The organism is Halomonas sp. DP4Y7-1, assembly GCF_019800705.1.
Lineage (GTDB): Bacteria > Pseudomonadota > Gammaproteobacteria > Pseudomonadales > Halomonadaceae > Halomonas > Halomonas litopenaei_A.
The window spans coordinates 154,005-180,986 of record NZ_JAHVKS010000003.1 but is presented as its reverse complement, the minus strand read 5'-3'; the positions used below and the strand labels follow the sequence as shown (position 1 = coordinate 180,986).

Here is a 26,982-nt window from a genome sequence, read left to right as displayed (position 1 = left end):
CCACGACATGCCTTGTGGCTCTGCGCGGTCTACACCTGCCCATAGCGCCCAGCTTCTTCTCCCAGCCAGCGCCTGATCAGCGGGCGACTAGCCCCAGGATCGCGTGCCAGTAAGGCGTCTGCCAGTGGGGTGATCTGTGGCAGCAGGTCGGCGTCGCGTTCCAGGTCGGCAATCTTCATCTGAGCCAGGCCTGTCTGGCGGGTGCCCAGCACCTCGCCTGGACCACGAATTTCCAGATCCCGCTCGGCAATGCGAAAGCCATCGGTGGTTTCTCGCATCACCGCCAGGCGCTGCTTCGAGGTGTTCGACAGCGGCGGGTGATAGAGCAACACGCAGTAGCTTTCGGTGCTGCCTCGACCGACGCGTCCACGCAGCTGGTGAAGCTGGGAGAGCCCGAGACGTTCAGGGTTTTCGATGATCATCAGGCTGGCGTTGGGCACGTCGACACCGACTTCAATGACGGTGGTCGCTACCAGCAGGTCCAGCTCACCGCCCTTGAAGGCAGCCATGGTAGCGGCCTTGTCGGTGGCTTTCATGCGACCGTGTACCAGCCCGATGGACAGCTCAGGCAGGGCCTCTGTCAGCTCCTGATGGGTCACCTCGGCTGCCTGACAGGTCAGCGCCTCGGATTCCTCGATCAAGGTACACACCCAGTACGCCTGCCTTCCTTCGGCACAGGCGTTACGAATTCGTGCAATGACGTCGGGCCGACGCTCGTCCGGCACCACAGCAGTGGTGACCGGAGTTCGGCCGGGCGGTAGTTCATCAATCACCGACACATCAAGATCGGCATAGGCACTCATCGCCAGGGTGCGTGGGATCGGCGTCGCAGTCATGACCAGCTGATGGGGCGTCAGACCACCTTGCTCGCCTTTCTCGCGCAGTGCCAGGCGTTGGTGGACGCCGAAGCGATGCTGCTCGTCGATGATGGCCAGGCCAAGGCGGTCAAAAGAGACGTCATCCTGAAAGATGGCATGGGTGCCGACAATCATCCGCGCCCGACCATCGGCGATAGCCGCCTTGGTATCCAGTCGTGCCTTGCCCTTGAGCTTGCCCGACAGCCAGGCGACGTCGATGTCCAGAGCGCTGAACCAGTCGCGAAACGCCCGATAGTGCTGTTCTGCCAACAGTTCCGTCGGCGCCATGATGGCGGCCTGGCAGCCTCCGGCAATGGCGGTCAGGGCGGCCATGGCAGCGACCACGGTCTTGCCTGAACCCACGTCACCCTGGACCAGCCGCAGCATGGGAGCAGGCTTGGCCAGATCGACGCCAATCTCGTCGAGCACACGCCGCTGGGCGCCGGTCAGAGAAAAGGGCAACTGCGCCAGAAAACGCGTCTTCAGACTGCGTCCGCTGGGCAAGCAAGGGGCGCCGTCGGACTGAATGCGCAGGCGCACTTCGCGCAGGCTCAATTGGTGGGCCAGCAGCTCTTCCGTGGCCAGGCGTCTGCTGGCCGGATGGCGGCCATCGCTCAGGGCGTCGACATCGCTGTCCGGGGGTGGGTGGTGCAGGGTCTTCAGGCTGTCCTGCAGTCCGACCAGGGAAAACTGTTGGCGAATGTCGTCCGGCACATAGTCGGGCAAGGCTGCTGGGTCGGCCTCGAGCATCGCCATGGCCTGGTCGATCAAGGCGCGCAGCCTGGCCTGGTGGAGACCCTCGGTGGTCGGATAGATGGGGGTCAGATGATCTTCCACGGGTGGCTCGTCACCCCCGATCAGGCGGTACTCGGGGTGGTAGATCTCCAGCCCCGTGGCTCCTGCGCGGGCTTCACCGAAGGCGCGCACCCGTGTGCCTGGACGGAATTGCTGCTGTTGGGCAGGAGAAAAGTGAAAGAAGCGCAGGCTGAGAATGCCGCTGCCATCCTTCAGTCGCACCAGCAGACTGCGGCGCCGACCGCGGATGACGTCAGCGGCACTGACATCTCCCTCAACGACCGCTTCATGGCCCCCGCGCAGGGTCGCGATGGGGGTGATCCGCGTGCGGTCCTGGTAGCGCAGCGGCAGATGAAAGAGCAGATCCTCGACGGTCTCCACTTTCAGCCGCGCGAGCTTCAGTGCCAGCGCCTCGCCCACACCCTTCAGTGATGTGACGGCTTCGTTCAGGCGACTCACGCCGTCTCCTGGTCGGCGGCGCGGCAGCGGGCGATGGCGTCAGTGACCGCATCGATCGCCTTGGGCCGCGGAAAGCTGGCGCGCCAGGCGATCGCCACCGTGCGCCCCGGGGGCTCGCTGAACGGTCGGCTGATCAACATGCCGCTCTCATAGTGGCTGGTACCAATGGCGGAGCGTGGCAATACCGTGATGCCAAGACCCGACGCGACCATGTGGCGAATGGTCTCCAGGGACCCGCCTTCTGCGGTCAGCGTGTTGTTGGGACTGTTGAGCTTCTGGCTGATGGCCGGGCAGGCTTCCAGGATCTGGTCACGGAAGCAGTGACCTTCACCCAGCAGCAGCAGGCGTTCTTCCAGCAAGTCTTCCTTGGCGATGCTCTTGCGCTTGGCCCAGCGATGATCTGACGGTAGCAGAACCTCGAAGTCTTCTTCATACAGCGGCTTGGTGACCACGTCGGTCTCGGTAAACGGCAGGGCGACGATGATGGCATCCAGCTCGCCGTTCCTCAGCTTGCGCCGCAGCCCACCGGTGAAGCCTTCCTCGATATAAAGAGGCATCTGGGGGGCGCCTCGGGTCAGCTCCGGAATCAGATGCGGGAACAGGTAGGGCCCGATGGTGTAGATCGCACCAATGCGCAGGGGACTGGCCAGCTGGTCACGTCCGGCCGTCGCCAGTTCCTTGATGGCGCTGCTTTGTTCCAGCACGCGCTGAGCCTGCTCGACGATCTTTTCGCCGAGGGGTGTGACCTGTACCGTGGACTTGGATCGCTCGAACAGGGCGACCTCCAGCTCCTCTTCCAGCTTTTTCACCGCCACCGAGAGTGTCGGCTGGGAGACAAAGCAGCGCTCTGCGGCACGCCCGAAATGGCGCTCCTGGGCCAAGGTTACGATATAGCGGAGTTCTGTTAGAGTCATATGGTGCCGATCGGCATCCTCTGTTCGGGGTATTGATCAAGGCGCCAGACGCTGGATGCGCGGGTCTCCGGACCGGAGCCTCATAGGGATTTTATATCAGGGGGACGCGGTAAAGGTGAAGACGACGACGTTGATTGTTGGTTGTGGCGACATTGGCATAGCGCTGGGCCGTGAACTTCTGGCCAAGGAACATCGGGTCATTGGTGCTCGGCGCCACCCCGAACGGCTGGCCGAAACGGGCATCGAGGGAGTGACGGTGGATCTCGCCGATCCTGAATCCGTGACTGCTCTACCGGATGCTGACATCGTGGTATACGTGGTCAGCGCCGACCGCTTCGAGGAAGATGCGTATCGTGCGGCATATCCGGAGGGGCTGAAAGCGGTCCTGGGCACCCTGTCAGAACGTGATGTTCCGCCCCGCCATGTGTTCTTCGTATCCTCCACCAGCGTGTACGCCCAGCGCGACGGAGAAACGGTCGATGAACAGAGCCCTACCGAGCCATCCGGCTTTTCCGGCGTGTTGATGCGGGAAGCCGAACAGGCGTTGATCGATCACTCGCTACCGGGAACCGTGGTGCGCTTTTCCGGCATCTATGGGCCTGGCCGCGACCGTCTGATTCGGCAGGTCAGTGAAGGACGGATTGCGCCCGCCACGCCCCCCATGTACTCCAATCGCATTCATCGCGACGATTGCGCCGGGGTGCTGGTGCACCTGATCGACAAGGCGTTGCAGGACGACGCCCTGGCCCCGCTCTATCTGGCCAGTGACAGCGAACCCGCCCCGCTCAATGAAGTGATGACGTGGTTGGCCAAGCAGTTGAAGGTCGAGTGCACCGAGACCATTCAGTCCCCGCTGCGGCGCAGGGCCAGCAAGCGTTGCGATTCTCGTCTGCTGATCGAGAGCGGCTACCGTTTTCGTTACCCCAGCTTTCGCGACGGCTACGCTCAGGTGCTCAAGGAAGGGGGCTTCCTGCAGGTGGATCCCGTCGACTGAGATTGCCTGGAAAGGTCAGGGCCCGCGACATGTGTCACGGGCCCGGTTGCTAGGACAGCTCGACAAGGCGCTGATGGCACAGCGAGTCATCACGGTGCCTATGGGCTTGGCTAGTAGGCCAGACGCCAATTCAACCCATACAGCTCGAAGCCATCATTGGGTTCCTTGATACTGGCGTTGGAGTAGTGGGTGATGCTGACTGACAGGTCACCGTAGACCCCCATTCTTACGCCCAGAGCCAAACGATCTTCGAACTGAAAGGCGCTGCCCAGGTCTCGGTCCTCGATGTGGGTATCGACAAATCCTGACGCGCCAATACCTCCCTCGACGAAGACGTGTTCCCAGCTGTAGCGAAGTGCCGGACGAACATAAAACGCCTGGTTATCGCTGCGTTCATCCCCCTCGAAAAGAATGAATCCTGTGCCCAGGCGAAGATCCAGTGCCGGATGATAGTGGCTGAGGTCAAAGGTCCAGTCGTAGCCCAGGTCCAGGGCTCCTGTCCCTTCACTGGTGGAGCCGAGACCAAGCGTCGGACCAGCCATGGCTGGAGTGGCAAGGCTGGCAAGCAGGCAGACGGCCAGCGGACGAGCAAGTATTTTTGGCATGAGTGTTCCCTGGTTCTTTTCATCCCTTGTTATTGGCCTGCGATGTCCCTGCAAGCCTTCACCCGAGACAGGGTGAACCTGTCTGTCACGCATGTGCGGTCGGTGCGGACCGCGGGGGGCTGGCAGCACGTTGGGCAAAGGTGCTGGCAACTCTGTGTATGATCGATGCCATAAAGATGCGTCAGTTTGTGCCAATAGAGCCACCAGCTGACGGTGATTCACCCTGATGATTCGCCTTCATGCCTTGCTGGAGGCCAAGAGCGTGTAGTGGCTTCCCTCATGGCTTAAAGATGACTGTATTAGGTGAATAGAAGTATAGGACCAGCAGAATTTGTCCACGGATAAAGCTTGTGCCGCAGGCGCCATTGCTCTACGCCGTAGCGATACATGGGGACGAAAATGAGAAGGCCGGTGAGCCAGTCCCATGTCAGCGAGCTGACGAGACAGCGCTGCCTGTTGCAGCAGCAGGTTCTGAGGTGGTTGCCCGGGGCCGATCCAGACAATGCCGGGAGCCGTAAAAACACCGAGGGTATCGAGGACGAGCCGGCCGTTCACGGGCGGGTAGTGTTCGACAAACTGGCGAAGGCGTGCGCTTGTCGTCGCATCCTGTTCACCCAGGAAGGCCAGGGTCAGGTGAATATTGGCATCGGCAATGCGGCGGCCGCCACAGTCAGCCTCCAGCGATTCAGAGAGGGCACCCAGGCGCTTGCGCAGGGCGTCGTCAGGGAGCAGGGCGATGAACAGTCGCATGATGGGCTGGGCCAGCGAGGAGCCATGCCGGTACCTTGATGACGCCACAGGCACCGGCAGGCGTGAGGGTCATCAGTCGCCGATGACCATGACCGCTTCTGCTTCGAACTGGCTGCCCTTGGGCAGTGCCTTGACGCCTACCGCCGCACGGGCCGGGTACGGCTTGGTGAAGATCTCTTCCATCACCTTGTTGACCGTGGCGAAGTTGTCCAGGTCCACCAGATACAGGTTGAGCTTGACGATGTCCTGCAGTGAGCCAGCGGCTTCTTCGCAGACGGCTTTCATGTTGGTGAACACCTGGCGCGCCTGGGCCTCGAAGTCATCCGACACCAGCTCCATGGTGGTCGGGTCGAGCGGGATCTGGCCTGACAGGTAGACCGTGTTGCCGGCCTTGATCGCCTGGGAGTAAGGACCGATGGCGGAGGGGGCTTGATCGGTGTTGATAACAGCCTTGTTGCTCATTATTGACTCCTGATGTCATGTCGATGGCGACAGCCACGTGGCGAACGGCCATGGGATTCATGGCCTGTTGGCGCCACCCAGGTCAGTTGCCGAGACGAGAAATCTTGCCGATATGGGAGAGATTACGCAGTCGCTTGATGATGCGCGCCAAGTGAATGCGATCCCGCACAGAAAGCGTCAGATTGACGATGGAGAGACGAGCGTCTCTCTCTTCGATACCGATGCGCTCGATGTTGGCGTCGGCATCGGTGACCAGTCCGGCCAGTTCTGCCACCAGGCCGCGACGACTCTCGACCTCCAGGCGCAGTGCCACCTGGAAATCTTCATCAATGGTGTCCGACCAGTTCAGGGTGAACAGCTTTTCCGGATCGCTCTTCAGCTCCTGCAGATTGCGACACTCGGAGCGATGTACCACGATGCCCTTGCCCACCGATAGGTGGCCGATGATCGGATCGCCCGGTAGCGGATAACAGCAGCGCGCAAACTTGATCACCATGCCTTCCACGCCGCTGATAGTGACGTTGGAACTGTCGCTGCTGTCGCGATTCTGCGTGATCCGCTCGCCCCGCTGCAGCTCCACCAGGCGCCGCGCGATGACGTGGGTCATGCGGTTGCCAAGCCCGATGGCTTCCAGCAGATCGGACTCGTTCTGGATCTCCATTTCCTTGAGCAGGCGGGCCATGACGTCGTCACCCAGATCTTCCAGGTGTACTTCGAATTCCATCAACGCCCGGGTCAGCAGACGGCGACCAAGCTGCACGGCTTCGGTGTGCTGTTGGTGCTTCAAGGCGTGACGAATGGCCGAGCGGGCCTTGGCCGTGACCACGAAATTGAGCCAGGCAAGGTTAGGCTTGCCGCCAGGAGAGGTGATGATCTCCAGCGTCTGGCCGCTTTCGAGGCGGGTCGACAGCGGCGCCAGGTGACGATCGATGCGACAGGCGATGCAGGTGTTGCCGATCTCGGTGTGCACCGCATAGGCAAAGTCGATCACGGTAGCGCCCTGGGGCAGCTCCATGATGTCGCCCTTGGGGGTGAACACGTAGATATCGTCCGGGAACAGGTCGTTCTTGACGTGCTCGATGAACTCCAGGGAGTCGCCGGCATGGCGCTGCATCTCCAGCAGGCCCTTGACCCATTCGCGGGCCCTGGCACGGCTGCCCTCGGCAATCGGATGCGAGGTCTGGCCTGCCTTGTAGAGCCAGTGGGCAGCGATGCCGTTGTTGGCCATGGCTTCCATTTCACGAGTGCGGATCTGCACTTCGATGGGCATGCCGTTGGTGCCGAACAAGGTCGTGTGCAGGCTCTGGTAGCCGTTGGCCTTGGGGATCGCGATGTAGTCCTTGAAGCGTCCGGGTACCGGCTTGTAAAGGTTGTGCACCATGCCCAGGATGCGATAGCAGCTGTCGACATCGTCGGCGATGATGCGAAAGCCGAACACGTCCATGATCTCGGCGAAGGACTTTCGCTGGTCGCGCATCTTGCGGTAGATCGACAGCAGATGCTTCTGGCGACCGATGACGGTGCCCTTGAGCTCGTGCTCGTCGAGCCGCGTCTGCAAGGCGTTCTGCACCTGGCGAATGGCGGAGCGACGATTGCCACGGGCGCTGGCCACGGCACGCTTGATTCGCTCGGCCCGCATCGGGTGGATAGCCTGAAAGGACAGGTCCTCGAGCTCGACGCGAATGGTGTTGATGCCAAGGCGGCTGGCAACGCGAGCATAGATTTCCAGGGTTTCCCTGGCGATGCGACGCTTCTTGTCAGGCCTGAGCGCACCGAGGGTGCGCATATTGTGCAGACGGTCGGCCAGTTTGACGATGATGACCCTGATGTCCTGGGACATCGCCAGCACCATCTTCTGGAAGTTCTCCGCCTGGGCGACGGCCTTGTCCTCGAAGGTGATCTGGGTCAGCTTGGATACACCGTCGACCAGGTCGGCCACGGGCTCGCCGAACTGTCTGGCCAGGGCCTCCTTGGGGACGCCGGTATCCTCGATGACGTCATGCAGCATGGCCGCCATCAGACTCTGATGGTCCATGTGCATGTTGGCGAGGATATTGGCCACCGCCAAGGGGTGAGTCACATAGGGTTCACCGGAACGCCTGCGCTGGCCGTCATGGGCCTGTTCAGCGTAGTAAAAGGCACGCCTGACCTGCTGGATTTCCTCGGCGGGCAGATAGCCTCCGAGTCGGTCAGACAGATCGTCGATGGTGAACATGTGGCGTGCCCCGACTGCGTGATGAGGACCCCGTGGGATGGCCAACGGCCATCCCCGGCGCGATCATTCCTCGGAGGGCGAGGCGTGAGAATACTCGGGACGGAAGCGGCTGGGAGCCTCGACCGGCTCGTCCAGTACGCTGTCATCGATCAGGCCGTCGGCGATTTCACGCAGGGCCATGACCGTGGGCTTGTCGTTTTCCCAGGGCAGCAGGGCATCGCGGGAGCCGCGGGCCAGCTGACGGGAGCGCTGGGTGGAAATCATCACCAGCTTGAAACGGTTCTCGACATGTTCCAGACAATCTTCGACGGTAACTCGCGCCATTGGGCCCTTCCTGATCTGACAGACAGTGTGTCGGGCAGGTGCTGGCCTTTCGCGGTCGGCGAGACGGACTATGCCCCCGCCGACGATTGCGCCCGGGGGTTGCACCTGCGAAGTGACAGGCTAGATTACTCGAGTCACGCCGCTTCTGACAAGACGCTGGACGGTCGTTGCAGTGCCGAACCGCTTGCCCAACGGCGTGGTGGTGAGGAGGTACCTCAATTGTGTGGCTGCGTATCGGTCAACAGCGCTTCGAGCAGGGCAGCATGACGCTGATTCTGGCGCGGGGTCGCCAGGCGCTGGGCGACGACCAGTGCACGCAGTTCGTCCAGCGCCGTGGTGAAGTCGTCATTGATCACCAGGAAGTCGTATTCGTCATGGTGAGACATTTCACTGACGGCTTCACGCATGCGCGCGCTGACGACCTGATGGTCATCCGTACCACGGCTCGACAGGCGACGCTCGAGCTCTTCCCGGGAGGGCGGCAGAATGAACACCGAGACCGCGTCCGGCATCTGCGCCCTGACCTGACGAGCGCCCTGCCAATCGATCTCGAGGATGACGTCCTGACCTGCGGCCAACAGGGTTTCCACGGCGCTTCGCGAGGTGCCGTAGCAGTTGTCGAAGACCCGTGCGTGCTCGAAGAAGTCGCCCTTGTCGATCATGGCGTCGAAGGTCGGCATGTCGACGAAATGGTAGTTCACGCCATCTACCTCGCCCGGTCGCTTGGCTCGGGTCGTATGCGAGACCGATACCTGAATGCCGTCGAGGCCCTCGATCAATTCGCGCACCAGGCTGGTCTTGCCGGCGCCGGAAGGGGCGGAAATGATGAATAGCGTACCTTGGGACATGGGCGGGGTCTTCACCTGAGGGATTCGGAACAGAGAGTGCAATATGAGGGCAACCGAGGGCCCGAAGTATGGCACAGTTGCCGTCCGGGCTGCACCCGTCGACGCCGGAGAGGGATATCTCGCACGCGGTGCCTGATACAGGGAATGAACATGAAGAAACCCTCTTGGAGGGCGTCATTGACGGGCATGCTGATTCGCCTGTTCGCACGCCTGGTGACATCGCCACGGCCAATCTGGTCGGGAATCGCGCCGATAGCGCGCCAGCGGCTGTATTACGCCAATCACTCCAGTCATGGCGACTTTGTCCTGATCTGGACCACCTTGCCGCCGCGCCTGCGAGCGCGAACTCGCCCGGTGGCGGGGGCCGACTATTGGCTGGCGTCGCCGCTGCGCCGTTTTTTGATCCATGAGGTGTTTCAGGGCGTGCTCATCGCGCGTCAACGCAACACAGACCAGACGGCGACGCAGCCACAGGGAGACCCCCTCGAAGACATGGGCGCTGCACTGGCAGCAGGCGACTCCTTGATCCTGTTCCCTGAGGGCACGCGTAACACCCGTGAGGATGGCATGCTGCCGTTCCGTTCCGGGCTTTATCACCTGGCCCAGCGCCATCCCGAGGTCGAACTGGTACCGGTATGGATCGATAACCTCAACCGGGTGCTGCCCAAGGGCGAGGTGGTTCCCCTGCCCCTGCTGTGCACCCTGACCTACGGGGCACCCCTGCCGCGTATTGATCACGAGAGCCGCACAGACTTCCTGGCGCGTGCCCAGGAGTCGCTGATGGCGTTGGCGCCGAACGCGCAAGAAGCATCGCTCCAGGGAGGCGCGTCGCATGAATGACATGGTGATCCCCGCAGGCCTGGGAACGCTGCTGGCGGCGATTGCCGGCATCCTGGTGGTCGCGAGTACCATCGGTTTCGTGTTGGCGAGGCGTTACTCCCCTGGTGGGGAGAACGAGGTGATCGAGAACCTCAACCAGCGTATTCGTTCCTGGTGGCTGATGGCGATACTGATGGGCATCGCCCTGCTGGGCGGACGAACAGGCGTGGTGCTGCTGTTCGCCTTTGCCTCCTTCTCCGCGCTGCGCGAATTTCTCAGCCTGATTCCTTCTCGACGCGCCGATCACTGGGCGTTGGCGCTGGTGTTCTTCGTGGTGCTGCCCGTGCAGTACGTGTTTATCTGGCAGCAGTACTACGGCATGTATTCGATCTTCATTCCGGTGTATGCCTTCTTGCTGCTGCCGGTTGTCGCCGCGATCAGGGGCGATAGCCATGGCTTTCTCGACCGAGTCAGCGAGGTGCAGTGGGCCTTGATGGTGTGCGTGTTCTGCGTATCGCACGTGCCCGCATTGCTGACGCTGGATATTCCCGGTTTTGAAGGGCGCAATGTCCTGCTGATTGCCTTTCTTATCGTCGTCGTCCAGCTCAGTGACGTGCTGCAGTACGTGTGGGGCAAGCTGATAGGTCGGCGCAAGATCGCGCCACGCTTGTCCCCATCGAAGACGCTTGAAGGGTTTATCGGTGGGGTGGCGAGTGCCACCCTGGTCGGTGCAGGACTTGCCTGGATGACCCCGTTTACCTTGCTCCAGGCGGCCTTGCTGGCACTGATGATCGCGTTGCTGGGCTTCGTTGGAGGGCTGGTGATGTCAGCGATCAAGCGTGATCGCGGGATCAAGGATTGGGGACACCTGATCGAGGGGCATGGTGGCTTTATCGATCGCCTGGATTCAGTGATCTTTTCCGCGCCCATCTTCTTTCATGTGGTGCGCTACTTCTGGTCTGTCGCCTGAGCTGACTCGCTACCTCTGCCTTGTGGGCGTCATGACGACAGCGCCGGTCCTCAGGGGACCGGCGCTGTCGTATGAACCACCCGGCGGAGCGGGTCGGGAGTGTGCCCGGCCGAGATCGTCGGTCGGTCGCCGCCTCAGGCGTTGTTGTCGGCCGCCTGCGCCCGTGCGGCACGACGGGCGTCGCTGCGTTTTTCTGCCCGCAGCCCCAGCATGAACACCACCAGGCCGCCAAACGCCAGCCCTGCACCCACCAGGCCACTGGATGACCAGGGAGCGCCCGCCTTGATGGCCACACCACCGAGATAGGCACCCAAGGCATTGGCACAGTTGAACGCAGCGTGGTTCATCGAGGCCGCCATGGTCTGAGCGTCGCCGGCGACGTCCATCAGGCGGGTCTGCAGGGCAGGCCCCAGCGCCATGCTGGTGCCGACCAGGCCGACAAACAGTATGCCGGTGTATAGGTTGTTGGCGGCAAAGTAGAAGGCGGCCTGGACGACCAGACACCACAGCAGGATTCTGGGCACCGCTTTCATCAAGTTGCGATCGGCGGCGCGTGCACCCACCAGGTTGCCGATGATGCCACCGATGCCGAAGATCGCCAGGACCCAGGGTCCGATGGACTCGGGCATGTCGGCCTGGGCGCGCAAGGTGGGGACCACGTAGCTAAAGACCGAGAACATGCCGCCAAAGCCGATGCTGGCAACGCCCAGAGTGTAAAGCACGCGCTGTTTCACCAGGGCTGTCAGCTCGCGCTTGGGGCTGGCCTTGACGTCATGGGGCTGGCGCGGCACGAACAGCCGGATCATGCCCATGGTAAGGAAGGCGATGACACCAACCGCATGAAAGGCAAATTGCCAGCCCATCCACTGACCGGCCCAGGTCGCCAGGGGGGCGCCGATCACGATGGCACTGGTCAGACCCAGCATGACACGACTGATGGCCCGCGCCCGCTCCTCGACCGGGACCGCGGCGGCGGCGACCAGAGCGGCGACGCCGAAATAGGCGCCGTGGGGCAAGCCCGCAATGAAGCGCAGCCCGACGAAGGGCCAGAAGCTGGTGGCCAGGGCGCTGGCGATATTGCCGATGGCGAAGACCAGCATCAGGCAGATCAGCAGTGTACGCCTGGGCACCCGTGCCGCCAGCGCCGAGATCAATGGAGCGCCGACAACCACGCCGAGGGCATAGGCGGAAATCGCGTAGCCCACGTCAGCGGAACTGACCGACAGGTCCTGAGCGACCCGCTCCATCAACCCCATGATCACGAATTCGCTGGTACCGATGCCGAAGCCACCAAGGGCAAGGGCGAGCTCCGCCAGGCGAGGATGCCGTGCACGAAGATTGGTGATGGAGATTGCCATGGGACCTCCCGACAAACGAAAACGATCCCGACGGGATGTCGAGATCGTAAATTTACGACGAAAGTATAAAGCAAGTAACAGGCGTGTTCTACCGTCTGTAGGGTCCTTTCTCGGCGACAATGATGACAATATTCTCGAATATGCCGACCTTTTGTCGCCAGTACTCCGGTGGTAGAAGACCTGCGCAGAGCGCACGGCTGGCGATTTCATCGCTGATCAGATTCGGAGCTTTACTACATGAACGGCACGACCTGGCCTGGACGAGACCTTCACTCAGCTTGGTGTGTCCTTAGGTGAAAAAGTTTCATCTCTCGCCAGCCCACTGATTTTCTGTGCACTTTTTTCTCAGGGAACTGACACCACCCGGTGTGGATGATCCGTTCACTCAGATGATTCGATGATGATCAAAGAGTTACGGATAGGTGCCTGAGGTTGCTGGAGCCAGGGCAGCCACAGACGGTTGGCCGTGAAACAACTACCTTGATAATCCATTACGCTGCGGCTAATTCCGCTGAAGAGGGTTCTGCCGGTGAGCGGGACCGTCTCGTTCTGGCGCATCGTCCCTGCTGCTGATGGCAGCAAAGGGTGACTCCATGAAGGTGATACTGAGGCAAACGATAACGTCTTCTTCCGCTCGCGCCAAACCGCTGATAGTAGCGGGAGTCTGGCGGGTGCAGGCGGGAGGTCAGCAGTTGTTGGTCGCGCCCAATGCGCGCTGGCCGGCGCTGCGTGCGACGCTTGATGACAGTACTGGCGATAGTACTGGAGATAGTACTGGAGATAGTACTGGAGATAGTACTGGAGATAGTACTGGCGATAGTACTGGCAATAGCGCCGACGTGCAGGCGGTGGATGTCGCCCGAGGGAGCCTGCACGGTGTCTGCCAGAAGGGCCGGCTGTTTCAGCAGCAGTATCCTGACGTGCCGGTACTGCTGAATGCGGGCCGCTATCTGGTGGTCGACCTGGACCGAGCCACGGCGCGTCAGATCAACGCTGGGCTCGATGACCATCAGGAGCCGTGTTTTCGCCTGTTTCCGCTGAACAAGGACACTGTTCTGTTCCATCAGGCCAAGCCCACCGCGGTCCCTGAGACTCGCGCCACGTCGCTGACTGCCCTGGTGAGTTCGGCCTCACGTTCACGCTATGACCAGTTGATCAGACAGCTGGTGTCCTGGCCCACTCGGCATTCTACCAGCGCCAGCTATGGCGAGGCCGCGGATTGGGCGGAAGGCCAATTTGCTGCTGCGGGTTTGTCCTGTTCGCGTCAGACCGTATCGATCCCGACAGGGGGCACCAGTAGCAATGTGGCAGCCGCGCTGGCAGGGGTTGGCGCCCATCCTCGGCATTGGCTGGTCGTGGCGCACCTGGACAGCGTCAATCATCAGGGAGGACCGTCGGCGCCAGCTCCGGGCGCCGACGACAACGCCAGCGGATCGGCGGCGGTAGTGCTGATGGCCGAGGTGCTGGCTCAGCGCCAGTTCGACGATGACATCAGCTTTGTCCTGTTCGGTGGGGAAGAGCAGGGGCTGCATGGTAGCCGTCAGTGGGTCGCGGGACTGTCGAGTGGCGAGCGGCAACGGATCGCGGGCGTGCTCAATATGGACATGATTGGTTCGGTCAATGCGACGCCTCAAGCCGTCCTGCTGGAAGGCGCGCCGCTCAGCCAGGACATGATCGATGGACTCAGCGCCGCGGGAGCGCAGTTTACCGATCTTGAGCTGCAGGTCTCGCTGAATCCCTTCGCGAGTGACCATGTGCCCTTTATTGATGCGGGCATTCCGGCGGTATTGACCATTGAAGGTGCCGATGGAGCCAACGCCAATATCCATGGGCCTGGTGACGTGCTGGCCACGGTCGATATCGACTATGCGATGAAGATCATCAGCATGAACCTGGCCTTTGTGGCCGAACGCGCCGGGCTACGGTCGTCGATGCAGCCCCCCGCGCCGCTGCCGCTATGTGTTTGCCGCGGCGACGAGCGCCATCATCGGGGGGACCCGTGGCGTCACTTCGAGGCCCACCGGCAGGCGCTGCTGGCGCAGTACCGTCGTCTGCAGGCGTCGGCACAATGGCATCCGTCCCTCGACGCCGGGTGGCAATGGGCCTTGGGGACGAAGGTCTCTGCATGACCGCGCTGGAGCGTAGAACAACACTTCATAAGGAGGCAGCCATGACGATGCCGCTGTGCGGAGACTGGGTGGAAGTGAAGGAGGAGGGAGTGAACGGCTGCATGATTCTGCGTCATCCCGATTCACCGGCGATCGCCCCGTCGCGCATGCCTCGTCGGCGGCTTTGCCTCCACCCTGATGGCTCTGCCGAGTGCTACGGCGGCAGCGCATCCGACCGGCCCTGTCGTGATGCCACGGGACATTGGCAGCAGCAAGGACAAAAGCTGCAGCTGACGTTGCCCGGATGGGAAGGCGATTACGACATTGATGCAGTGGAAGAGGACATTCTGATCATCACCAAGCGATAGGCTCCTGGCGCAACCCGCCCGAGGCGAATGGGAAGAGCGTTGTGGGGCCGCAGGAGGCCAGCCTGCCGCTGGCCAATGAGTCCGTACTCACAACGCTGGCCTCCTGGCTGGCGGGGAGCAAGTCATGTCTGAAGAAATGAACCATCCAAGAGGATGTCGCTGCTGTGGCACCATGGCGCTGCACCGGCGCCTGCTTGACGAAGACCCAGGGTACGCCCGTCGCCGGGCGCGCATCGAGGAGCACGCCTTTCGCGCCATGCGTGGCACCATGGTACAGCGTCCGGGATGCACGCGCATACCGGTGGTGGTGCACGTGGTCTACAAGACCGATACCCAGAACATTTCCAGAGAGCAGATCGACAGCCAGATCGAGATCCTCAACCAGGATTTCCGCAAGACCAACGCCGATATCTCCAGCGTACCGACGCCGTTCGCCCCGTTGGCGGCGGATGCCAGACTGCTGTTTGCCCTGGCCACCACCGATCCAGACGGCAACGCCACCGACGGCATCACCCGTACCCAGACCGAGGTCAGCGGGTTCTCGGGGGATGACAAGGTCAAGGCCGACGCCACCGGCGGCAAGGATGGCTGGCCCTCTGATGAGTACCTCAATATCTGGGTCTGCCCGCTGAGCGGAGGTCTGCTCGGCTATGCCCAGTTCCCGGGAGGCCCCGCCGCCACCGACGGCGTGGTCGTGACCTACACCGCCTTCGGCAACATGGGCACCGCCCAGGCGCCGTTCAATCTGGGGCGTACGGCCACCCATGAAATCGGCCACTGGCTCAATCTGTTCCATATCTGGGGGGATGATGGCACCGGCTGTTCCGGCTCCGACTTCGTCGACGATACGCCCAACCAAGGCGGCGCCAACGTGGGCAAGCCCACCTTCCCCAAGGTGTCCTGCGACAACGGTCCCAACGGCGACATGTTCATGAACTACATGGACTACGTCGATGACGACACCATGGTGATGTTCACCGAAGGCCAGGTGGCACGGATGCAGGCCTGCCTGGACGGACCCCGCAGCGCCATCGGCGAGACGGTGTCCTGTACGCCGGTATTGCCCAAGTTCCCGCCCAAGGACAGCCCCAAGGAGCTGACCAAGGAGATCGTCAAGGAGCTGGCCAAGGACCCGATCAAGGACCCGGCCAAGGAAACCGGCAAGGAGCTGCCCAAGGATCGCCCGAAGGAGGTGATCAAGGATTTTCCCAAGGAGGGACCGAAGGATGGTGGCAAGGATCTGTTGAAGGACGGTATCAAGGAGCCGCCGAAGGAGCTCAGCAAGGAAAAACCCAAGGAGTTGCCAAAGGACCTGGCCAAGGACAAGCCCAAGGACCTGGCCAAGGATCCAGGCGTCGACCCTGGCAAGATCAAGCCGCTGGATCCCCCCAAGCAGGTCTACGAAGCCCCTGGCAAGGCCCTGCTCGAGGGCGGCAAGCAGTCCTTCGAGAATCCGCAGCCCGGCGGCTGGGGCAGTGTACCGGTGCAACCCGCCATGCCGGTGCAGCTTGGCACGCCGCTGCAGCCCTTCGTGCTGGCGACCGGCCAGCCTCCTGCCGGAGCGTCATTGAAGCCGCCCACCAGTGACGGTGCAGACAATGGTCAGGCGCTGCTCGCTGAGTACGCGCAAATGCTGGCGTACTACGCTCAGCTTCACCAGATGGGCATGCTCGATCAGCAGGGGATGATGGCCTGGCAGCAGGCCTGGGAAGCCTACCTCCAACTTGGCGGCCAGTAGCTCCCGTTCACATGGCGAGCGTCACCCTGGCGCCCGCCATGTTTCACGTAGCGGCCTCATTGTCCATGGGAGCTTTCCATGATTCTGATCCTGTCCTTTGCCGACAACACCCACGTCGAGCGTGTGCTGGAACATCTGCATTCACCGGTGGACGTCATCGACGTCGCCGACTTTCCCCAACGGCTTGGCATTCTCGCCTACGCCGGTGCCAGCGGCGACAGCCTGTGGTTGACGCTGCCTGATGGTCGGCGTGTGGCACTGGATGAGGTGCGCTCGGTGTGGAATCGACGTCTGCGCCCCTTCGACCTGGACCCGGCGTTGGGCGATGGCACCGAGCGCCTGTTCGCCTGGTCTGAAACTCAGGAAGCGGTTCAGGGCCTGTGGTACGCCATGGAGGGCTTCTGGATGAATGATCCTCTGGCCGACGAGCGTGCCCAGCGCAAGCTTGCTCAACATCGACTGGCCCACCGGCTGGGGCTGGAGATACCCGATACCCTGATTACCAACCGTCCGGAGGCCGCCGCGGAATTTGTCGGCCGACACCTGGAGGGTGGCGTGGTGCGCAAGGCCTTTCGCAATATCGTCGAGGCCCCGCGAGAGACCTTGAAGGTCGGTGAGGCCGAGTTCGCCCAGCTCGATGCTGTGCGCCTGGCCCCGGTGATCTTCCAGGAATATATCCCGCTGGCGCTGGATATTCGGGTCACCGCCGTGGCCGGCGAGATGTTCGCCACCGCCTTTGAAAGCGAACCTCAGTATGAGGTCGACTACCGCAGCGGGGTGGGCAGCGCCAGGGTGTTTGCCTATACCCTGCCCGCCGAGGTGGAGACAGGCCTCAGGGCGCTGATGAAGGCCTTCGGCCTGGCCTACGGCGCCATCGACCTAAGGGTCACACCCGAGGGACGTCACGTCTTTCTCGAGGTCAACCCTGCCGGCGAGTACCTGTTCGCCAGCGAGCGCACCGGCCAGCCCATTCCCCAGGCCATCGCCGCCGCCCTGGAGCGTGGCGGCGGCGAATGGTAGCCGTCAGGACTCCTGCGAACGTCAGTAGGGACCATCGGCGGAAGAGGGGGAAGCGGGGCCGAGCGAAAAATCAGCCGCCCGCTGTCGTACCGCTTGCATCAGCAGGCTGACGTCCAGCCCGACCGCTACAAACTGGGCACCAAGGGCCAGGTAGTGCCTGGCCTGATCCGGGTCACCGGTCAGCACACCGGCAGCTTTGCCGCTGTGCTTGACCCGCGTGATGGCGGTGTCGATGGCTGCTTGCACCTCGGGGTGGGACGCATTGCCGAGATGCCCCATGGAGGCAGCCAGATCAGCGGGACCGATGAATACGCCATCGACACCATCCACGGCACAGATGGCTTCGAGGTTATCCAGCGCTGTTACGCTTTCCGCCTGAACCAGCAGGCAAACCTCGTCATTGGCGTGCTGAAGATAGTCCGTACGGGCGCCCCAGCGGGATGCGCGAACGATGGGTGAGGCTTCTCCGCGGATGCCCTGTGGAGGGTAGCGGGTGGCCGCCACGATGGCGCGGGCTTGCTCCGCCGTGTCGACCATGGGCACCAGCAAGGTCTGTGCACCGATATCCAGTACTTGCTTGATCAATGCCGTTTCGCCCTGCACCACTCTTACTACCGGGTGGCCACCGGCGGCCGTCACCGCCTGCAGTTGGAAAAGCAGTGAACGCAGGTCATTGGGGCCGTGCTCGCCATCTATCAGCAGCCAGTCAAAGCCTGCACTGGCGCACATTTCAGCGCAATACGGATCGCCCAGCGATAGCCACAGGCCGATGCGATGATGACCCTCGGCCATCGCGACCTTGAAGGGATTACCCGCCGAGGGGGCGTGCCGTGGAGTCGTTGTCATTGTCGGTGTCCTTTCGAGCGTGTGAGCAGCGCTGACGCGATGGTCATTTATCTGTCTCTGTGTGCCGATACTCTTACGCGAATTGCCACCTCATCGCCAGCACACGGTCTAGCGCAGTCATCCCTCATCCCTCATCCCTCAGCCATCGACATCAGGCGGCGCAGCACCGTCGGATCCTGGCGCAGGCCATCGTGTTCGTACTCGTTGGTGATCCAGTAGCGCAGGTGGGGAATGGCCTTGGCGGTGGCCAACGACAGTTCGGCGTCCACGTACATGTCGTCGAAGTAAATCAATGCCATCACCGGGACCTGGTTGGCGGCCAGTTGGTGGCGATCGTAGAAGGGATGGGACAGGCGGCGCTGTGCCAACCGGTGTACGGCGTCGCGAAACGGCCTGAGGGCCTGGATGTCGTCGAACATCCAGGGGTAGATCATCTCGCCGGTCAAGCTGAGCGGACGCCGCGTTTCGTCGAAGATATCGCCTCGCTGGCGTTCGGCGGACCAGTCGCAGGAGCCCTCGGGGCGGGCGTAGATATTCTCGTGAATGGCGGCAAACAGCGGGTTCTCGTCAAACCCGGTCAGCGTCATCACCTCCACCAGGAAGTGATGATTGAGGTGGCGACGGTCATCATCGCTGAAGGCTTCTTCCAGCAACCAGTGCAGGCGCTCGGCACCGTCACCCATGCCGAGCATCAGGCCCAGGCTCTGCAAGCGGCGGACGCTGAACGGATCACCATTGGGCAGGCGCACATCGTGGTCGAGCAGGTGATCGGCGATGGCATCGAGCTGGTCCTTGTCAGCCGGAAAGCGCGCCAGATAAGCGTCCAGCTTGGCCGCCACCCGCCGATGGGTACGTCGATAGACCTCGTCGGGGTCGGCTTCGATGGCAGGGAGCCCGCCGGTGATATAGCACCTCTCGAGTCCCTGAGGCGCATAGGACAGGTAGGTCAGTGTAAGGAAACCGCCGTAGCTCTGGCCCAGCGTCGCCCAGCGCGCCCCTTGATAGCGAGTCTTGCGCAGGTGCTCGAGATCCGCCACGACCGCGTGGGCATCGAAGCAGGCCAGATAGTCTGCAGCGGCTTCGGCATCGTGGAAGGCGGCCATGATGTCGCCGGTGATACGCGAGCTACGCCCCGTACCCCGCTGATCCGGCAGGATCACCCGGTAGTGCTTCAGCGCCTCGTGCAGCCAGCCAGGCCCATGGGCTGTGGGGCGGGGAGACTTGCCCCCCGGCCCCCCCTGGAGAAACACCAGCAGTGGCAGATCCTCATCCTGACGCTGTGCGGCAGAGACCTCGCGATAGAACAGGCTGAGGGTGTCGCCGTTGTCCGGGTGGGACCAGTCAACGGGCACGGTCAGTCTATGGTCGGTGATATGCAGGCCCTGGATGGCGTGGTCGGTCGGCATGTTGGTTTCCTGCGTCGTGAATCGATGCAACAACCAGGCGGCGATGGCCGCCTGGTACGTCGTGTGCGGAGTGTGTCCCCTGTGGCAGGGGCGGGGCGAGGGCAGACTCAGTCGGCGCCGCGCACCGCCCGGCGGATGAAGGGCAGGCAAAGAGCCAGCAGCAGGGCGCTACCCCCGCCAATCGCCGCCATGGCGATAAAGTAGCCGACTTCGCTGTCCTCGGTATAGAAAGCGCCCAGCTTGCCGCCGGCAGCGAAGCCAAGTGACAACGACAGGAAGAACAGCGCCATCATCTGAGTCTGGAAGGAGCGCGGCGCCAGTTTCGTGGTCACCGAGAGGCCAATGGGGGACAGGCACAGTTCAGAGGCGGTGAAGCCCAGCAGCAACAGCACCAGCATGATCAGGGGCATGCTCGAACCGTCCTCACCGAGAAACGGCAGGTACCCCAGGAAGGTCGCACCGATGATGGCCATGGCAATGACGAACTTGCCGGCAGACGAGGGTTGGCGTTTGCCTAGCGTCGTCCACAGCCAGGCAAAGACACCGGAGAACAGAATGATGGTCAGCGCCTGTACCGATACCAGCCAGCCAACGGGAATCTCCCAACCGAACACGACGCGATCCACGCGCTGGTCGAAGAAGGCAGTGATCACGGTATAGGACTGGCTGTAGAGCGCCCAGTAGGCGGCACTGGTCAGAAACAGCGGGATAAAGGCCAAGACTCGGCTGCGCTCTTCGCGGGTGACCTGTGACGAGCGCAGGATGGTGGCGAAGTAGGCGACAGTGGCGACGGCAATGATGGCCAGCATCACTTCGGACAGGTTGTTGGCGCGTACCAGCCCGCCCAGGGTGGCTACGACCAGAACGGTGATCGCGATCACCGCCATGACCAGATAGCGTTTGAGGGTCGTGGGCGCGACAGGGTTCGGGGCGACCTTCTGGTCATCCGGCAGGCCCTTGCGACCCGCGGTGTACTGGGCCAGACCGATGGCCATACCGACCGCTGCGATACCGAAGCCGACATGAAAACCGGCCTTTTGCTGTAGCAGCCCGGTCAGCAGAGGGCCGACGAAGCCACCGATATTGATGCCCAGATAGAAGATCGAGAACCCTGCGTCTCGCTTGGGACTGCCCGCTTCGTAGAGCGCGCCCACCAGCGCCGAGCAGGTGGCCTTGACCCCACCGCTGCCCAAAGCGACCAGCATCAGGCCTGCTGTGACGCCGTAGACCCCTGGCAGGATCGCCAGGGCAATATGGCCGAGCATGACCACGATGCCGGAGTAGAACAGGGTGCGCTCAGCCCCAAAGACCCGGTCGGCTAACCAGCCACCAAGAATGGTTGCCAGATACACCGAGCTTCCGTAAGCGCCGACGATGCCGATGGCCACCGATTGATCCATCGCTAGGCCACCACGGCTGGCCTCGTAGTACAGGTAGATCAGCAGGATCGCCTGCATGCCATAGAAAGAGAAGCGCTCCCACACCTCCATGCCGAACAGGGTGGCCAGTGGCCAGGGATGGCCGAAAAAACGGCGCTCTTTGCCGGAATTCCCGGCAGGATTGGAGGTTTCCATGGAGTAACTCCCGATGGTTAGCAATATCGAACGGATAATGCGCAATGACGTGGTGAAAACCCTAAGGTTTGTCACGCGTCAGCGCAAAGTTCGTGTCCCTAGACGGCAAAGCTTCGCCGCAAGGTCGCAAATGCTGCCGACGCCGCTACACCGCTGGACGTCAGGCGCTAACGCGATGGGTTGCCTTGGGTAGAAAGAATGTTCTACTCTTAAAGGTAGAACATTCTTTCTACCACGAAGAGTAGGTAGCGCCGCTACCACCTTCTCCAGGACAGTGCATGAATCGAGAACAGATTGCCGAAGGGCTGGAAACCGCCTTTAGTCAGCGTGGCTTCGCCGAGCCCAGCGTGCCGGAGCTCAAGATTGCCTCGGGCGTCAGCTTGAGGACCTTGTATCGGCACTTCCCTTCCAAGGAGGCCATGGTCATCGGCGCGCTGGATCACCGACACGCGCGGTATCTGGCGCTGCTGTCACAGTCGCTGCCCGCTCCGGGGGCGGAAGCAGTCTGTGTGCTGTTTGATCGGCTAGGGAGGTGGATGGCCGACAATGCTCCCCACGGCTGTATGTCGATGAGTGCCTTTGCGGCGTTTCCCGGCAACGTCCACATCACCGACTCGGTCATGCGCCACAAGCGAGAGGTGCGTGAACTGATGGGCAGTGCCAGCGGCAGGCCTGACCTGGCGGCAGAACTGTTTTTGCTCCACGAAGGTGCCTCCAGTGCCTGGCCCACTCAGGGTGATGCTGCCATCCACGCGGCCCAGCGAGCCGCTCGACGACTGTTGGGAGATGTCTGATGAACGATGTTCCATGCCACATGATGAAAGGCGTTCAGCTGCTGGGCCATGGCGGCCCTGAGATGCTGGTATACCGTGAAGACCTTCAGGTGCCTCAGCCTGGCCCTGGAGAGGTGCTGATCAAGGTAGCGGCTGCCGGGGTCAACAACACCGATATTAATACGCGCCTTGCCTGGTACTCCAAGGGTGACGGTGACAGCGAAGATGCCAGCTGGTCTGGTCAGCCTCTGCGGTTCCCGCGTATTCAGGGCGCTGATGTGTGTGGCCGGATCGTCGCGGTAGGTCGTGGTGTCGACGACTCGCGGGTGGGCGAGAGAGTGTTGATTGAACCTTGTGTCCGCGAGAGTGCTGGACAGGAACTGGCGGCTCCTTGGTACTTCGGTTCGGAATGTGATGGCGGTTTTGCAGAGTTCACCAAGGTGGCGTCTCGACATGCCTACCGTATCGAGAGTGCGCTCTCCGACGTTGAGCTGGCGTCCTTCCCTTGTTCCTACTCCACCGCGGAAAACATGTTGACCCGGGCCCAGGTAGTGGAAGGCGACAAGGTCCTGGTGACAGGGGCTTCCGGAGGTGTGGGGTCTGCAGTGGTCCAGCTGGCCAAGGCCCGAGGAGCTGATGTAATCGCCATGACCGGGAAGGGCAAGGCGCAGATCCTGCGTGAGCTGGGTGCCAACCAGATCGTACTGAGGGATCAGCCGTTGTCTGAGCATGTCGCTGCGAATAGCGTCGACGTAGTGATCGATCTGGTAGCGGGTGAGCAATGGCCTGAGTATTTGAACGTGCTGCGCCCGGGGGGACGTTACGCTGTTGCGGGCGCCATCGCGGGCCCTCTAGTGGAGCTGGACGTTCGCACGCTCTACCTCAAGGACCTCAGCCTGTTGGGCTGTACCGTGTTGGCTGAGGAGGTCTTCGGCAACCTGGTCGAGCGTATCGAGCAGGGGCAGGTTGCCCCCCTGGTGGCAGCAACCTTTACGCTTGATGACATCGCTACGGCGCAGCAGCGCTTTCAGGAAAAGCATCACGTGGGGAAGCTGGTGCTGGACGTCGGCAGCCAGCGTTGATGGGGTGATTCCGCGCTAGCGAGGGAGTCCAGATAAAACCATGAAGGTCTCTGGAGGCCGCCGTCGAGATCATGCTGATCCTGCAATGGCCTCCAGAGCTTGCCGTCATGCCGGAAAGGCAGGTAATGCGACGCTACAGCTGCATTGCGTTAGCTTGGTTTGCGCTCGTCGGCAGTCCATCCACGAAGCGTGCAATGCGCTGGCAGGCGTCTTCAAGCTGCGCCTCGGACACGGCGAAGGATAGCCGCACGAAGCCTTTGGCGCTGCTGCCGAAGGCTTCCGCATCCAGTACCGAGACTCCGGTGCTGCGGAACAGCTGCCAGGCGAAGTCGATGCTCGAAAGCCCCGTCTCGCGGATGTCCACCAGCATGAACATACCCGCCTCGGGCGCCTTGATGCCAAGCCGCGAGCACTGTCCCAGACCCTCCATCACAATCGCCCGGCGGCGCCGATAGACCTCGCGCGCCTGGTCGACAATGTCGTCGTCCAGCTCCAGGGCGCGCAGAGTGGCCTGCTGAACGAAACCTGGCAGGCCATACAGCATGCTCAGCAGCAGGTTATCCAGATGCCCGATCAGCGTCTTCGGTCCCACCACCCAGCCGGTACGCCAACCGGTCATGGCATGGGATTTCGACAGGCTGTTGATGACAATGGTCCGCTCCTGCATACCCGGCAGGCTGGCAATGCTTTGATGGTCGCAGTCGTAGGTCAGCTGACCGTAGACCTCGTCGGAGATCACCCACAGGTCATGGCGCCGCGCGACCTCGGCGATTGCCTCGAGCTCTTCCGGGCGGTAGACGTTGCCGGTGGGATTGTTGGGCGTGGCAAAGGCGATGCCGCGAGTGTTGGGCGTCAGCGCCGCTTCTATCGCCTCTCGGGTCAGCCGGAAGTCGTCATCGGCATGCTGGGCGATGGGCACCATGCGTGCCCCGGACGCCTGCAGGCTGGCGGCATAGGTCAGGTACATGGGTTCGGGGACGAGCACGTCGTCGCCGTGTTCAAACAGACACAGGGCGGTGGCGAACAGCCCATTTTGTGCCCCCGCCACCAGCGTCACCTCATCGGCGGAGACCGGCGTGCCCTGGAGGCGGCGCTGTTTGGCGGCGATGGCACGGCGCACCTCTTCTCGTCCGGTCACTGGGGTGTAGTGGGTATCGCCAGCCGCCAGCGCCTCCACGGCGGCTTCGATGATGCGGGGGTCGGTGGTGAAGTCGGGGTCGCCGATACTCAGCACGATGACGTCTTCACCCCGTTCGGCGGCGTCACAGGCCGCGAAGTGGATGTCCCAGGCGGTAACGGTCTCGCCGGCGATACGGCCCACCAATGAGGAATATTTCATGCAAAGCTCCTGAGCTATTGAGCCAGGCTTTGGCGAGTGCCTGGCGTAGACGATCTGGTGTCAATGGTCTGGCGTAAATGCTGTGAGGTCATGGGACCCATCGGGTGTCCTGAGCGCGTCAGGCGGATACCTGCCCCCCCTGGTCCAGCGGGGTTTTTCCGGCGATCTTGCACAGTTCTGCTCCGGGGGGCAGATAGCGACTGGATGTGCGCATGTAGACGACGCCCTGACTGGCGCTGACCACCGGCGTCACTTCCGCCGTGAGTGGGTCGACCAGATCCGCCAATCGCTGGCCGACGTCAACGCGATCCCCGGGGGCCACATGAAAGGCCACCACTCCCGCCACCGGCGCCTTGACGGTCAGCACGCCCTGGAAGGGGGTGGGCTCGGCCTTCAAGGCGGGCGCCGGGGGAATCTCGTCAGCGATGAAGCCTTGCTGGACCAGGTAGCGATACAGGGCAATGGCATCGGCCCGTGCGGTGTCGTGGTCTACGTCCTGCTCTCCGCGCAGTTCCACGGTGGCGGTTACGCAGGCCGCGGGAACAGGGAAGCGATCCTCAAAGTGGTTGGCCAGCCGCCACCAGGGCTGGCCGCAGGCCTCGTCGAAGGAAAAGGATCCTGTGCCTGTCCCCAGCAACATGGCCTCGGCGCCCAGATAGCGGGCCAACGGCTCGAGCTGTGGCCAGTAGGGGGCTTCCAGATACAGATGAACAATCGCCTGGGCATCGCAGTGCAGGTCCAGCACCAGATCGGCGTCATGGGCCAGACGCAGTTGGGCCTGCTTGAGTGACCGGATTTCGCTGTCACAGGGCAGCCTGTCGATGGCCCCTGCCAGGGCCTGGCGGATGATCCGGCGGTTGTCCTGGGGGGAAGGGCCGAGCTGCCCTTTCAGCGCCGCCATCAGGGGGGTGGCCAGATCCGGATAGTCACGATTGAAGTTGAGGCCGGTGGTGAAGTCGAAGCGGCCCATGGCATCGTGCATCAGGCGTTGGCCCAGGGCGATGGGGTTGGCCACCGGGACCAGGACGATCTCCCCGCGCAGCAGGTGGCTGTCTTCGGCGTCGGCGATCAGCTGGCGCAGGTGGTGGAGCACCAGCATGCCGGGAATTTCATCGCCATGCAGGCTGGCCTGCAGGTAGGCCTTGCGAGCTCCTTCACCGAAATGAAAGCTGGTCAGGGTTCGTTCCACTCCATGCACCGCTGGCAGCAGCGGGCAGCGCTGTTCACGCATACTCGGTATTCCCGTCCTGATAGGTCGTTGGTGGGGCCATGTCCTGTGTCACGGACGCTTGTGGACGCGCATCGTGGTGGGCCTTTTCTATGTAGGTTGGCCACACCACGCAAGCATCCAGCGTTTCCTGCAGCGTCAGCGGGTCGATGCCTCCTAGCGGGGCGATCATGATCAGGCGGCTGCAGGCGTCTGCCATGGAGGTATCTGCCAAGGTACTTTCTGCCATGGAGGTATCTGCCAAACCACTGTCTCCAAGGGGCGCTATATCGATACGGCTGCCGACCAGGTGCACCGCTACCGCGCGACCGTTCATCTCCTCTGGATAGCAGATCCCCTTGGCCCGGTAGATGGACGTAGGCAGTGCGCGCAGCGCTTCTCGCAGCGCCTGCAGCCGGACGGGATAATGGCTGGTCCAATGGGTGCTGGTGAAACGGGCGGCATGGTCCTCGCCGGCGCCCTGGCGTGGAGCGACCAGGCCACCGGGGGATGATGGCATCGCCCGCAGCGATATGGGGCGCTGACCCACATCGACGCCCAGTACCATCGAGAGCGGCACCTGTCCCCGCTGGGTCTTGTATAGACGAACTCCCGGGTAGAGCCAACGGCGCTCGAAGGCGTCGATCTGCGCATCGCTGGCCAGATCGGTCTTGTTCAGTATCACCATATCGGCCACATCCAGCTGCTCCGTGGCCAGTCTCGCCATATCGCCATCCAGGCGATCGAACTGTTCGGCGTCGACCACCGTGAGAATACTGTCGATGGTGACCCTGTCACGAAAGATCGGGTAGCGCAGCGTATTGGCGATCTTGGTCGGATTGGAGACACCGCTGGCCTCGATCACGATGTGCTCCGGGCGGCCTGCCTGCATGTTCAGCAGTCCCGTCAGCTGATCGATAAGATCGCCCTCCACCGTGCAGCAGATGCAGCCGTTGGCCAGGCTGACGGTGGTCTGGGTTTCGCTGATGATCAAGTCCTTGTCGATATTGATGGCGCCAAAGTCATTGACCATCACCGCGACGCGCCGACCGCTGGTGGCATGCAGCAGGTGGTTGAGCAGGGTCGTCTTTCCCGCCCCGAGAAACCCGGTGATCAAGGTAACGGGAACGACAGGGAGTGAAGATGCCATG

General features: G+C 62.3%; 24 protein-coding genes. 9 read left to right on the top strand and 15 right to left on the bottom strand.

The genetic code is table 11. The features are described 5' to 3' along the window. Positions 1-29: 29 nt before the first annotated feature. Together recG and KUV72_RS07210 are read right to left on the bottom strand one after the other, a co-directional pair. The gene (recG, locus tag KUV72_RS07215) at positions 30-2,111 is read right to left on the bottom strand and encodes an ATP-dependent DNA helicase RecG (RefSeq protein ID WP_222237893.1); all 2,082 of its coding nucleotides are present in this window, start codon (positions 2,109-2,111) and stop codon (positions 30-32) included. Continuing rightward, entirely contained in the window at positions 2,108-3,025 is a 918-nt protein-coding gene (locus KUV72_RS07210; protein ID WP_206942022.1) for a hydrogen peroxide-inducible genes activator, read from the bottom strand. The genes recG and KUV72_RS07210 overlap by 4 nt, the downstream gene beginning before the upstream one ends. 115 nt (positions 3,026-3,140) lie before the next feature. Here KUV72_RS07210 and KUV72_RS07205 point away from each other — a divergent pair, with 115 nt between their 5' ends. After that, positions 3,141-4,019 carry an SDR family oxidoreductase gene (locus KUV72_RS07205; RefSeq protein WP_222237892.1) on the top strand — a complete coding sequence of 293 codons (879 nt, stop codon included), beginning with the start codon at positions 3,141-3,143 and terminating at the stop codon, positions 4,017-4,019. 110 nt (positions 4,020-4,129) lie between these two features. Here KUV72_RS07205 and KUV72_RS07200 read toward each other — a convergent pair whose 3' ends face one another. The 6 genes from KUV72_RS07200 to gmk form a co-directional block, all read right to left on the bottom strand. Next, complete coding sequence (locus tag KUV72_RS07200) at positions 4,130-4,624, bottom strand: acyloxyacyl hydrolase (RefSeq protein WP_222237891.1); 495 nt, start codon at positions 4,622-4,624, stop codon at positions 4,130-4,132. A gap of 237 nt (positions 4,625-4,861) precedes the next feature. Beyond that, positions 4,862-5,374, bottom strand: a complete 513-nt coding sequence (thpR, locus tag KUV72_RS07195) for an RNA 2',3'-cyclic phosphodiesterase (protein ID WP_222237890.1) — start codon at positions 5,372-5,374, stop codon at positions 4,862-4,864. Between the two features lie 72 nt (positions 5,375-5,446). Continuing rightward, the gene (locus tag KUV72_RS07190) at positions 5,447-5,836 is read right to left on the bottom strand and encodes a RidA family protein (protein ID WP_206942017.1); all 390 of its coding nucleotides are present in this window, start codon (positions 5,834-5,836) and stop codon (positions 5,447-5,449) included. 82 nt (positions 5,837-5,918) lie between these two features. Next, on the bottom strand, positions 5,919-8,051 hold the full coding sequence (locus KUV72_RS07185; RefSeq protein WP_206942015.1) for a RelA/SpoT family protein: 2,133 nt from the start codon (positions 8,049-8,051) through the stop codon (positions 5,919-5,921). 63 nt (positions 8,052-8,114) lie between these two features. Then, on the bottom strand, positions 8,115-8,375 hold the full coding sequence (gene rpoZ / locus KUV72_RS07180) for a DNA-directed RNA polymerase subunit omega (RefSeq protein ID WP_206942013.1): 261 nt from the start codon (positions 8,373-8,375) through the stop codon (positions 8,115-8,117). A gap of 215 nt (positions 8,376-8,590) precedes the next feature. Continuing rightward, positions 8,591-9,223: a guanylate kinase gene (gene gmk / locus KUV72_RS07175; RefSeq protein WP_206942011.1), complete on the bottom strand. Its 633-nt coding sequence runs from the start codon at positions 9,221-9,223 to the stop codon at positions 8,591-8,593. 150 nt (positions 9,224-9,373) lie between these two features. On the opposite strand from gmk, the gene KUV72_RS07170 reads away from it, so the two are divergent. Continuing rightward, entirely contained in the window at positions 9,374-10,063 is a 690-nt protein-coding gene (locus tag KUV72_RS07170; RefSeq protein WP_222237889.1) for a lysophospholipid acyltransferase family protein, read from the top strand. Further along, entirely contained in the window at positions 10,056-11,012 is a 957-nt protein-coding gene (locus KUV72_RS07165; RefSeq protein WP_222237888.1) for a phosphatidate cytidylyltransferase, read from the top strand. Before KUV72_RS07170 ends, KUV72_RS07165 begins: the two co-directional genes overlap by 8 nt. Before the next feature lie 134 nt (positions 11,013-11,146). On the opposite strand, the gene KUV72_RS07160 is transcribed toward KUV72_RS07165, so the two are convergent. Beyond that, on the bottom strand, positions 11,147-12,370 hold the full coding sequence (locus KUV72_RS07160; protein WP_222237887.1) for an MFS transporter: 1,224 nt from the start codon (positions 12,368-12,370) through the stop codon (positions 11,147-11,149). Positions 12,371-12,963: 593 nt separating this feature from the next. On the opposite strand from KUV72_RS07160, the gene KUV72_RS07155 reads away from it, so the two are divergent. The 4 genes from KUV72_RS07155 to KUV72_RS07140 all read left to right on the top strand — a co-directional run bounded on the left by KUV72_RS07155 (position 12,964) and on the right by KUV72_RS07140 (position 17,604). Then, on the top strand, positions 12,964-14,499 hold the full coding sequence (locus KUV72_RS07155; RefSeq protein ID WP_222237886.1) for a M28 family metallopeptidase: 1,536 nt from the start codon (positions 12,964-12,966) through the stop codon (positions 14,497-14,499). A 41-nt stretch (positions 14,500-14,540) separates the two neighbouring features. After that, positions 14,541-14,846, top strand: a complete 306-nt coding sequence (locus KUV72_RS07150; protein WP_206942007.1) for a hypothetical protein — start codon at positions 14,541-14,543, stop codon at positions 14,844-14,846. A gap of 124 nt (positions 14,847-14,970) precedes the next feature. Then, positions 14,971-16,584, top strand: a complete 1,614-nt coding sequence (locus KUV72_RS07145) for a zinc metalloprotease (RefSeq protein ID WP_222237885.1) — start codon at positions 14,971-14,973, stop codon at positions 16,582-16,584. Positions 16,585-16,662: 78 nt separating this feature from the next. Beyond that, positions 16,663-17,604, top strand: a complete 942-nt coding sequence (locus KUV72_RS07140; RefSeq protein WP_222237884.1) for a RimK family alpha-L-glutamate ligase — start codon at positions 16,663-16,665, stop codon at positions 17,602-17,604. Positions 17,605-17,625: 21 nt separating this feature from the next. Here KUV72_RS07140 and hpaI read toward each other — a convergent pair whose 3' ends face one another. The 3 genes from hpaI to KUV72_RS07125 all read right to left on the bottom strand — a co-directional run bounded on the left by hpaI (position 17,626) and on the right by KUV72_RS07125 (position 21,430). Then, a complete protein-coding gene (hpaI, locus tag KUV72_RS07135) occupies positions 17,626-18,450 on the bottom strand; it encodes a 4-hydroxy-2-oxoheptanedioate aldolase (protein ID WP_222237883.1) in 825 nt (274 codons plus the stop codon). A 131-nt stretch (positions 18,451-18,581) separates the two neighbouring features. Beyond that, positions 18,582-19,856: an alpha/beta fold hydrolase gene (locus KUV72_RS07130; protein WP_222237882.1), complete on the bottom strand. Its 1,275-nt coding sequence runs from the start codon at positions 19,854-19,856 to the stop codon at positions 18,582-18,584. A gap of 107 nt (positions 19,857-19,963) precedes the next feature. Next, a complete protein-coding gene (locus KUV72_RS07125) occupies positions 19,964-21,430 on the bottom strand; it encodes a peptide MFS transporter (RefSeq protein ID WP_222237881.1) in 1,467 nt (488 codons plus the stop codon). A gap of 278 nt (positions 21,431-21,708) precedes the next feature. Here KUV72_RS07125 and KUV72_RS07120 point away from each other — a divergent pair, with 278 nt between their 5' ends. Beyond that, positions 21,709-22,224 (top strand): TetR/AcrR family transcriptional regulator, encoded by a 516-nt coding sequence (locus KUV72_RS07120; protein ID WP_222162301.1) that lies wholly within the window; start codon positions 21,709-21,711, stop codon positions 22,222-22,224. After that, complete coding sequence (locus KUV72_RS07115; protein ID WP_206941999.1) at positions 22,224-23,285, top strand: alcohol dehydrogenase family protein; 1,062 nt, start codon at positions 22,224-22,226, stop codon at positions 23,283-23,285. Before KUV72_RS07120 ends, KUV72_RS07115 begins: the two co-directional genes overlap by 1 nt. A gap of 133 nt (positions 23,286-23,418) precedes the next feature. Here the strand turns inward: KUV72_RS07115 and KUV72_RS07110 are convergent, their stop codons facing one another. From KUV72_RS07110 to KUV72_RS07100, 3 genes are all read right to left on the bottom strand, one after another. Next, the gene (locus KUV72_RS07110; RefSeq protein ID WP_222237880.1) at positions 23,419-24,624 is read right to left on the bottom strand and encodes a pyridoxal phosphate-dependent aminotransferase; all 1,206 of its coding nucleotides are present in this window, start codon (positions 24,622-24,624) and stop codon (positions 23,419-23,421) included. Positions 24,625-24,742: 118 nt separating this feature from the next. Continuing rightward, a complete protein-coding gene (locus KUV72_RS07105) occupies positions 24,743-25,855 on the bottom strand; it encodes a succinylglutamate desuccinylase/aspartoacylase family protein (RefSeq protein ID WP_222237879.1) in 1,113 nt (370 codons plus the stop codon). Further along, positions 25,848-26,981 (bottom strand): CobW family GTP-binding protein, encoded by a 1,134-nt coding sequence (locus KUV72_RS07100; protein ID WP_222237878.1) that lies wholly within the window; start codon positions 26,979-26,981, stop codon positions 25,848-25,850. Before KUV72_RS07100 ends, KUV72_RS07105 begins: the two co-directional genes overlap by 8 nt. Between the last annotated feature and the right edge of the window lies 1 nt (position 26,982).

Bases quoted from the DNA above. Each gene is read 5' to 3' on its own strand.
- hpaI (WP_222237883.1), bottom strand. From the start codon at position 18,450: ATGACAACGACTCCACGGCACGCCCCCTCGGCGGGTAATCCCTTCAAG.
- gmk (WP_206942011.1), bottom strand. From the start codon at position 9,223: ATGTCCCAAGGTACGCTATTCATCATTTCCGCCCCTTCCGGCGCCGGC.
- KUV72_RS07100 (WP_222237878.1), bottom strand. From the start codon at position 26,981: ATGGCATCTTCACTCCCTGTCGTTCCCGTTACCTTGATCACCGGGTTT.
- KUV72_RS07200 (WP_222237891.1), bottom strand. From the start codon at position 4,624: ATGCCAAAAATACTTGCTCGTCCGCTGGCCGTCTGCCTGCTTGCCAGC.
- KUV72_RS07160 (WP_222237887.1), bottom strand. From the start codon at position 12,370: ATGGCAATCTCCATCACCAATCTTCGTGCACGGCATCCTCGCCTGGCG.
- KUV72_RS07165 (WP_222237888.1), top strand. From the start codon at position 10,056: ATGAATGACATGGTGATCCCCGCAGGCCTGGGAACGCTGCTGGCGGCG.
- KUV72_RS07145 (WP_222237885.1), top strand. From the start codon at position 14,971: ATGTCTGAAGAAATGAACCATCCAAGAGGATGTCGCTGCTGTGGCACC.
- KUV72_RS07140 (WP_222237884.1), top strand. From the start codon at position 16,663: ATGATTCTGATCCTGTCCTTTGCCGACAACACCCACGTCGAGCGTGTG.
- KUV72_RS07105 (WP_222237879.1), bottom strand. From the start codon at position 25,855: ATGCGTGAACAGCGCTGCCCGCTGCTGCCAGCGGTGCATGGAGTGGAA.
- KUV72_RS07155 (WP_222237886.1), top strand. From the start codon at position 12,964: ATGAAGGTGATACTGAGGCAAACGATAACGTCTTCTTCCGCTCGCGCC.
- KUV72_RS07130 (WP_222237882.1), bottom strand. From the start codon at position 19,856: ATGCCGACCGACCACGCCATCCAGGGCCTGCATATCACCGACCATAGA.
- KUV72_RS07210 (WP_206942022.1), bottom strand. From the start codon at position 3,025: ATGACTCTAACAGAACTCCGCTATATCGTAACCTTGGCCCAGGAGCGC.
- thpR (WP_222237890.1), bottom strand. From the start codon at position 5,374: ATGCGACTGTTCATCGCCCTGCTCCCTGACGACGCCCTGCGCAAGCGC.
- rpoZ (WP_206942013.1), bottom strand. From the start codon at position 8,375: ATGGCGCGAGTTACCGTCGAAGATTGTCTGGAACATGTCGAGAACCGT.
- KUV72_RS07115 (WP_206941999.1), top strand. From the start codon at position 22,224: ATGAACGATGTTCCATGCCACATGATGAAAGGCGTTCAGCTGCTGGGC.
- KUV72_RS07150 (WP_206942007.1), top strand. From the start codon at position 14,541: ATGACGATGCCGCTGTGCGGAGACTGGGTGGAAGTGAAGGAGGAGGGA.
- KUV72_RS07190 (WP_206942017.1), bottom strand. From the start codon at position 5,836: ATGAGCAACAAGGCTGTTATCAACACCGATCAAGCCCCCTCCGCCATC.
- KUV72_RS07125 (WP_222237881.1), bottom strand. From the start codon at position 21,430: ATGGAAACCTCCAATCCTGCCGGGAATTCCGGCAAAGAGCGCCGTTTT.
- KUV72_RS07170 (WP_222237889.1), top strand. From the start codon at position 9,374: ATGAAGAAACCCTCTTGGAGGGCGTCATTGACGGGCATGCTGATTCGC.
- KUV72_RS07110 (WP_222237880.1), bottom strand. From the start codon at position 24,624: ATGAAATATTCCTCATTGGTGGGCCGTATCGCCGGCGAGACCGTTACC.
- KUV72_RS07185 (WP_206942015.1), bottom strand. From the start codon at position 8,051: ATGTTCACCATCGACGATCTGTCTGACCGACTCGGAGGCTATCTGCCC.
- KUV72_RS07120 (WP_222162301.1), top strand. From the start codon at position 21,709: ATGAATCGAGAACAGATTGCCGAAGGGCTGGAAACCGCCTTTAGTCAG.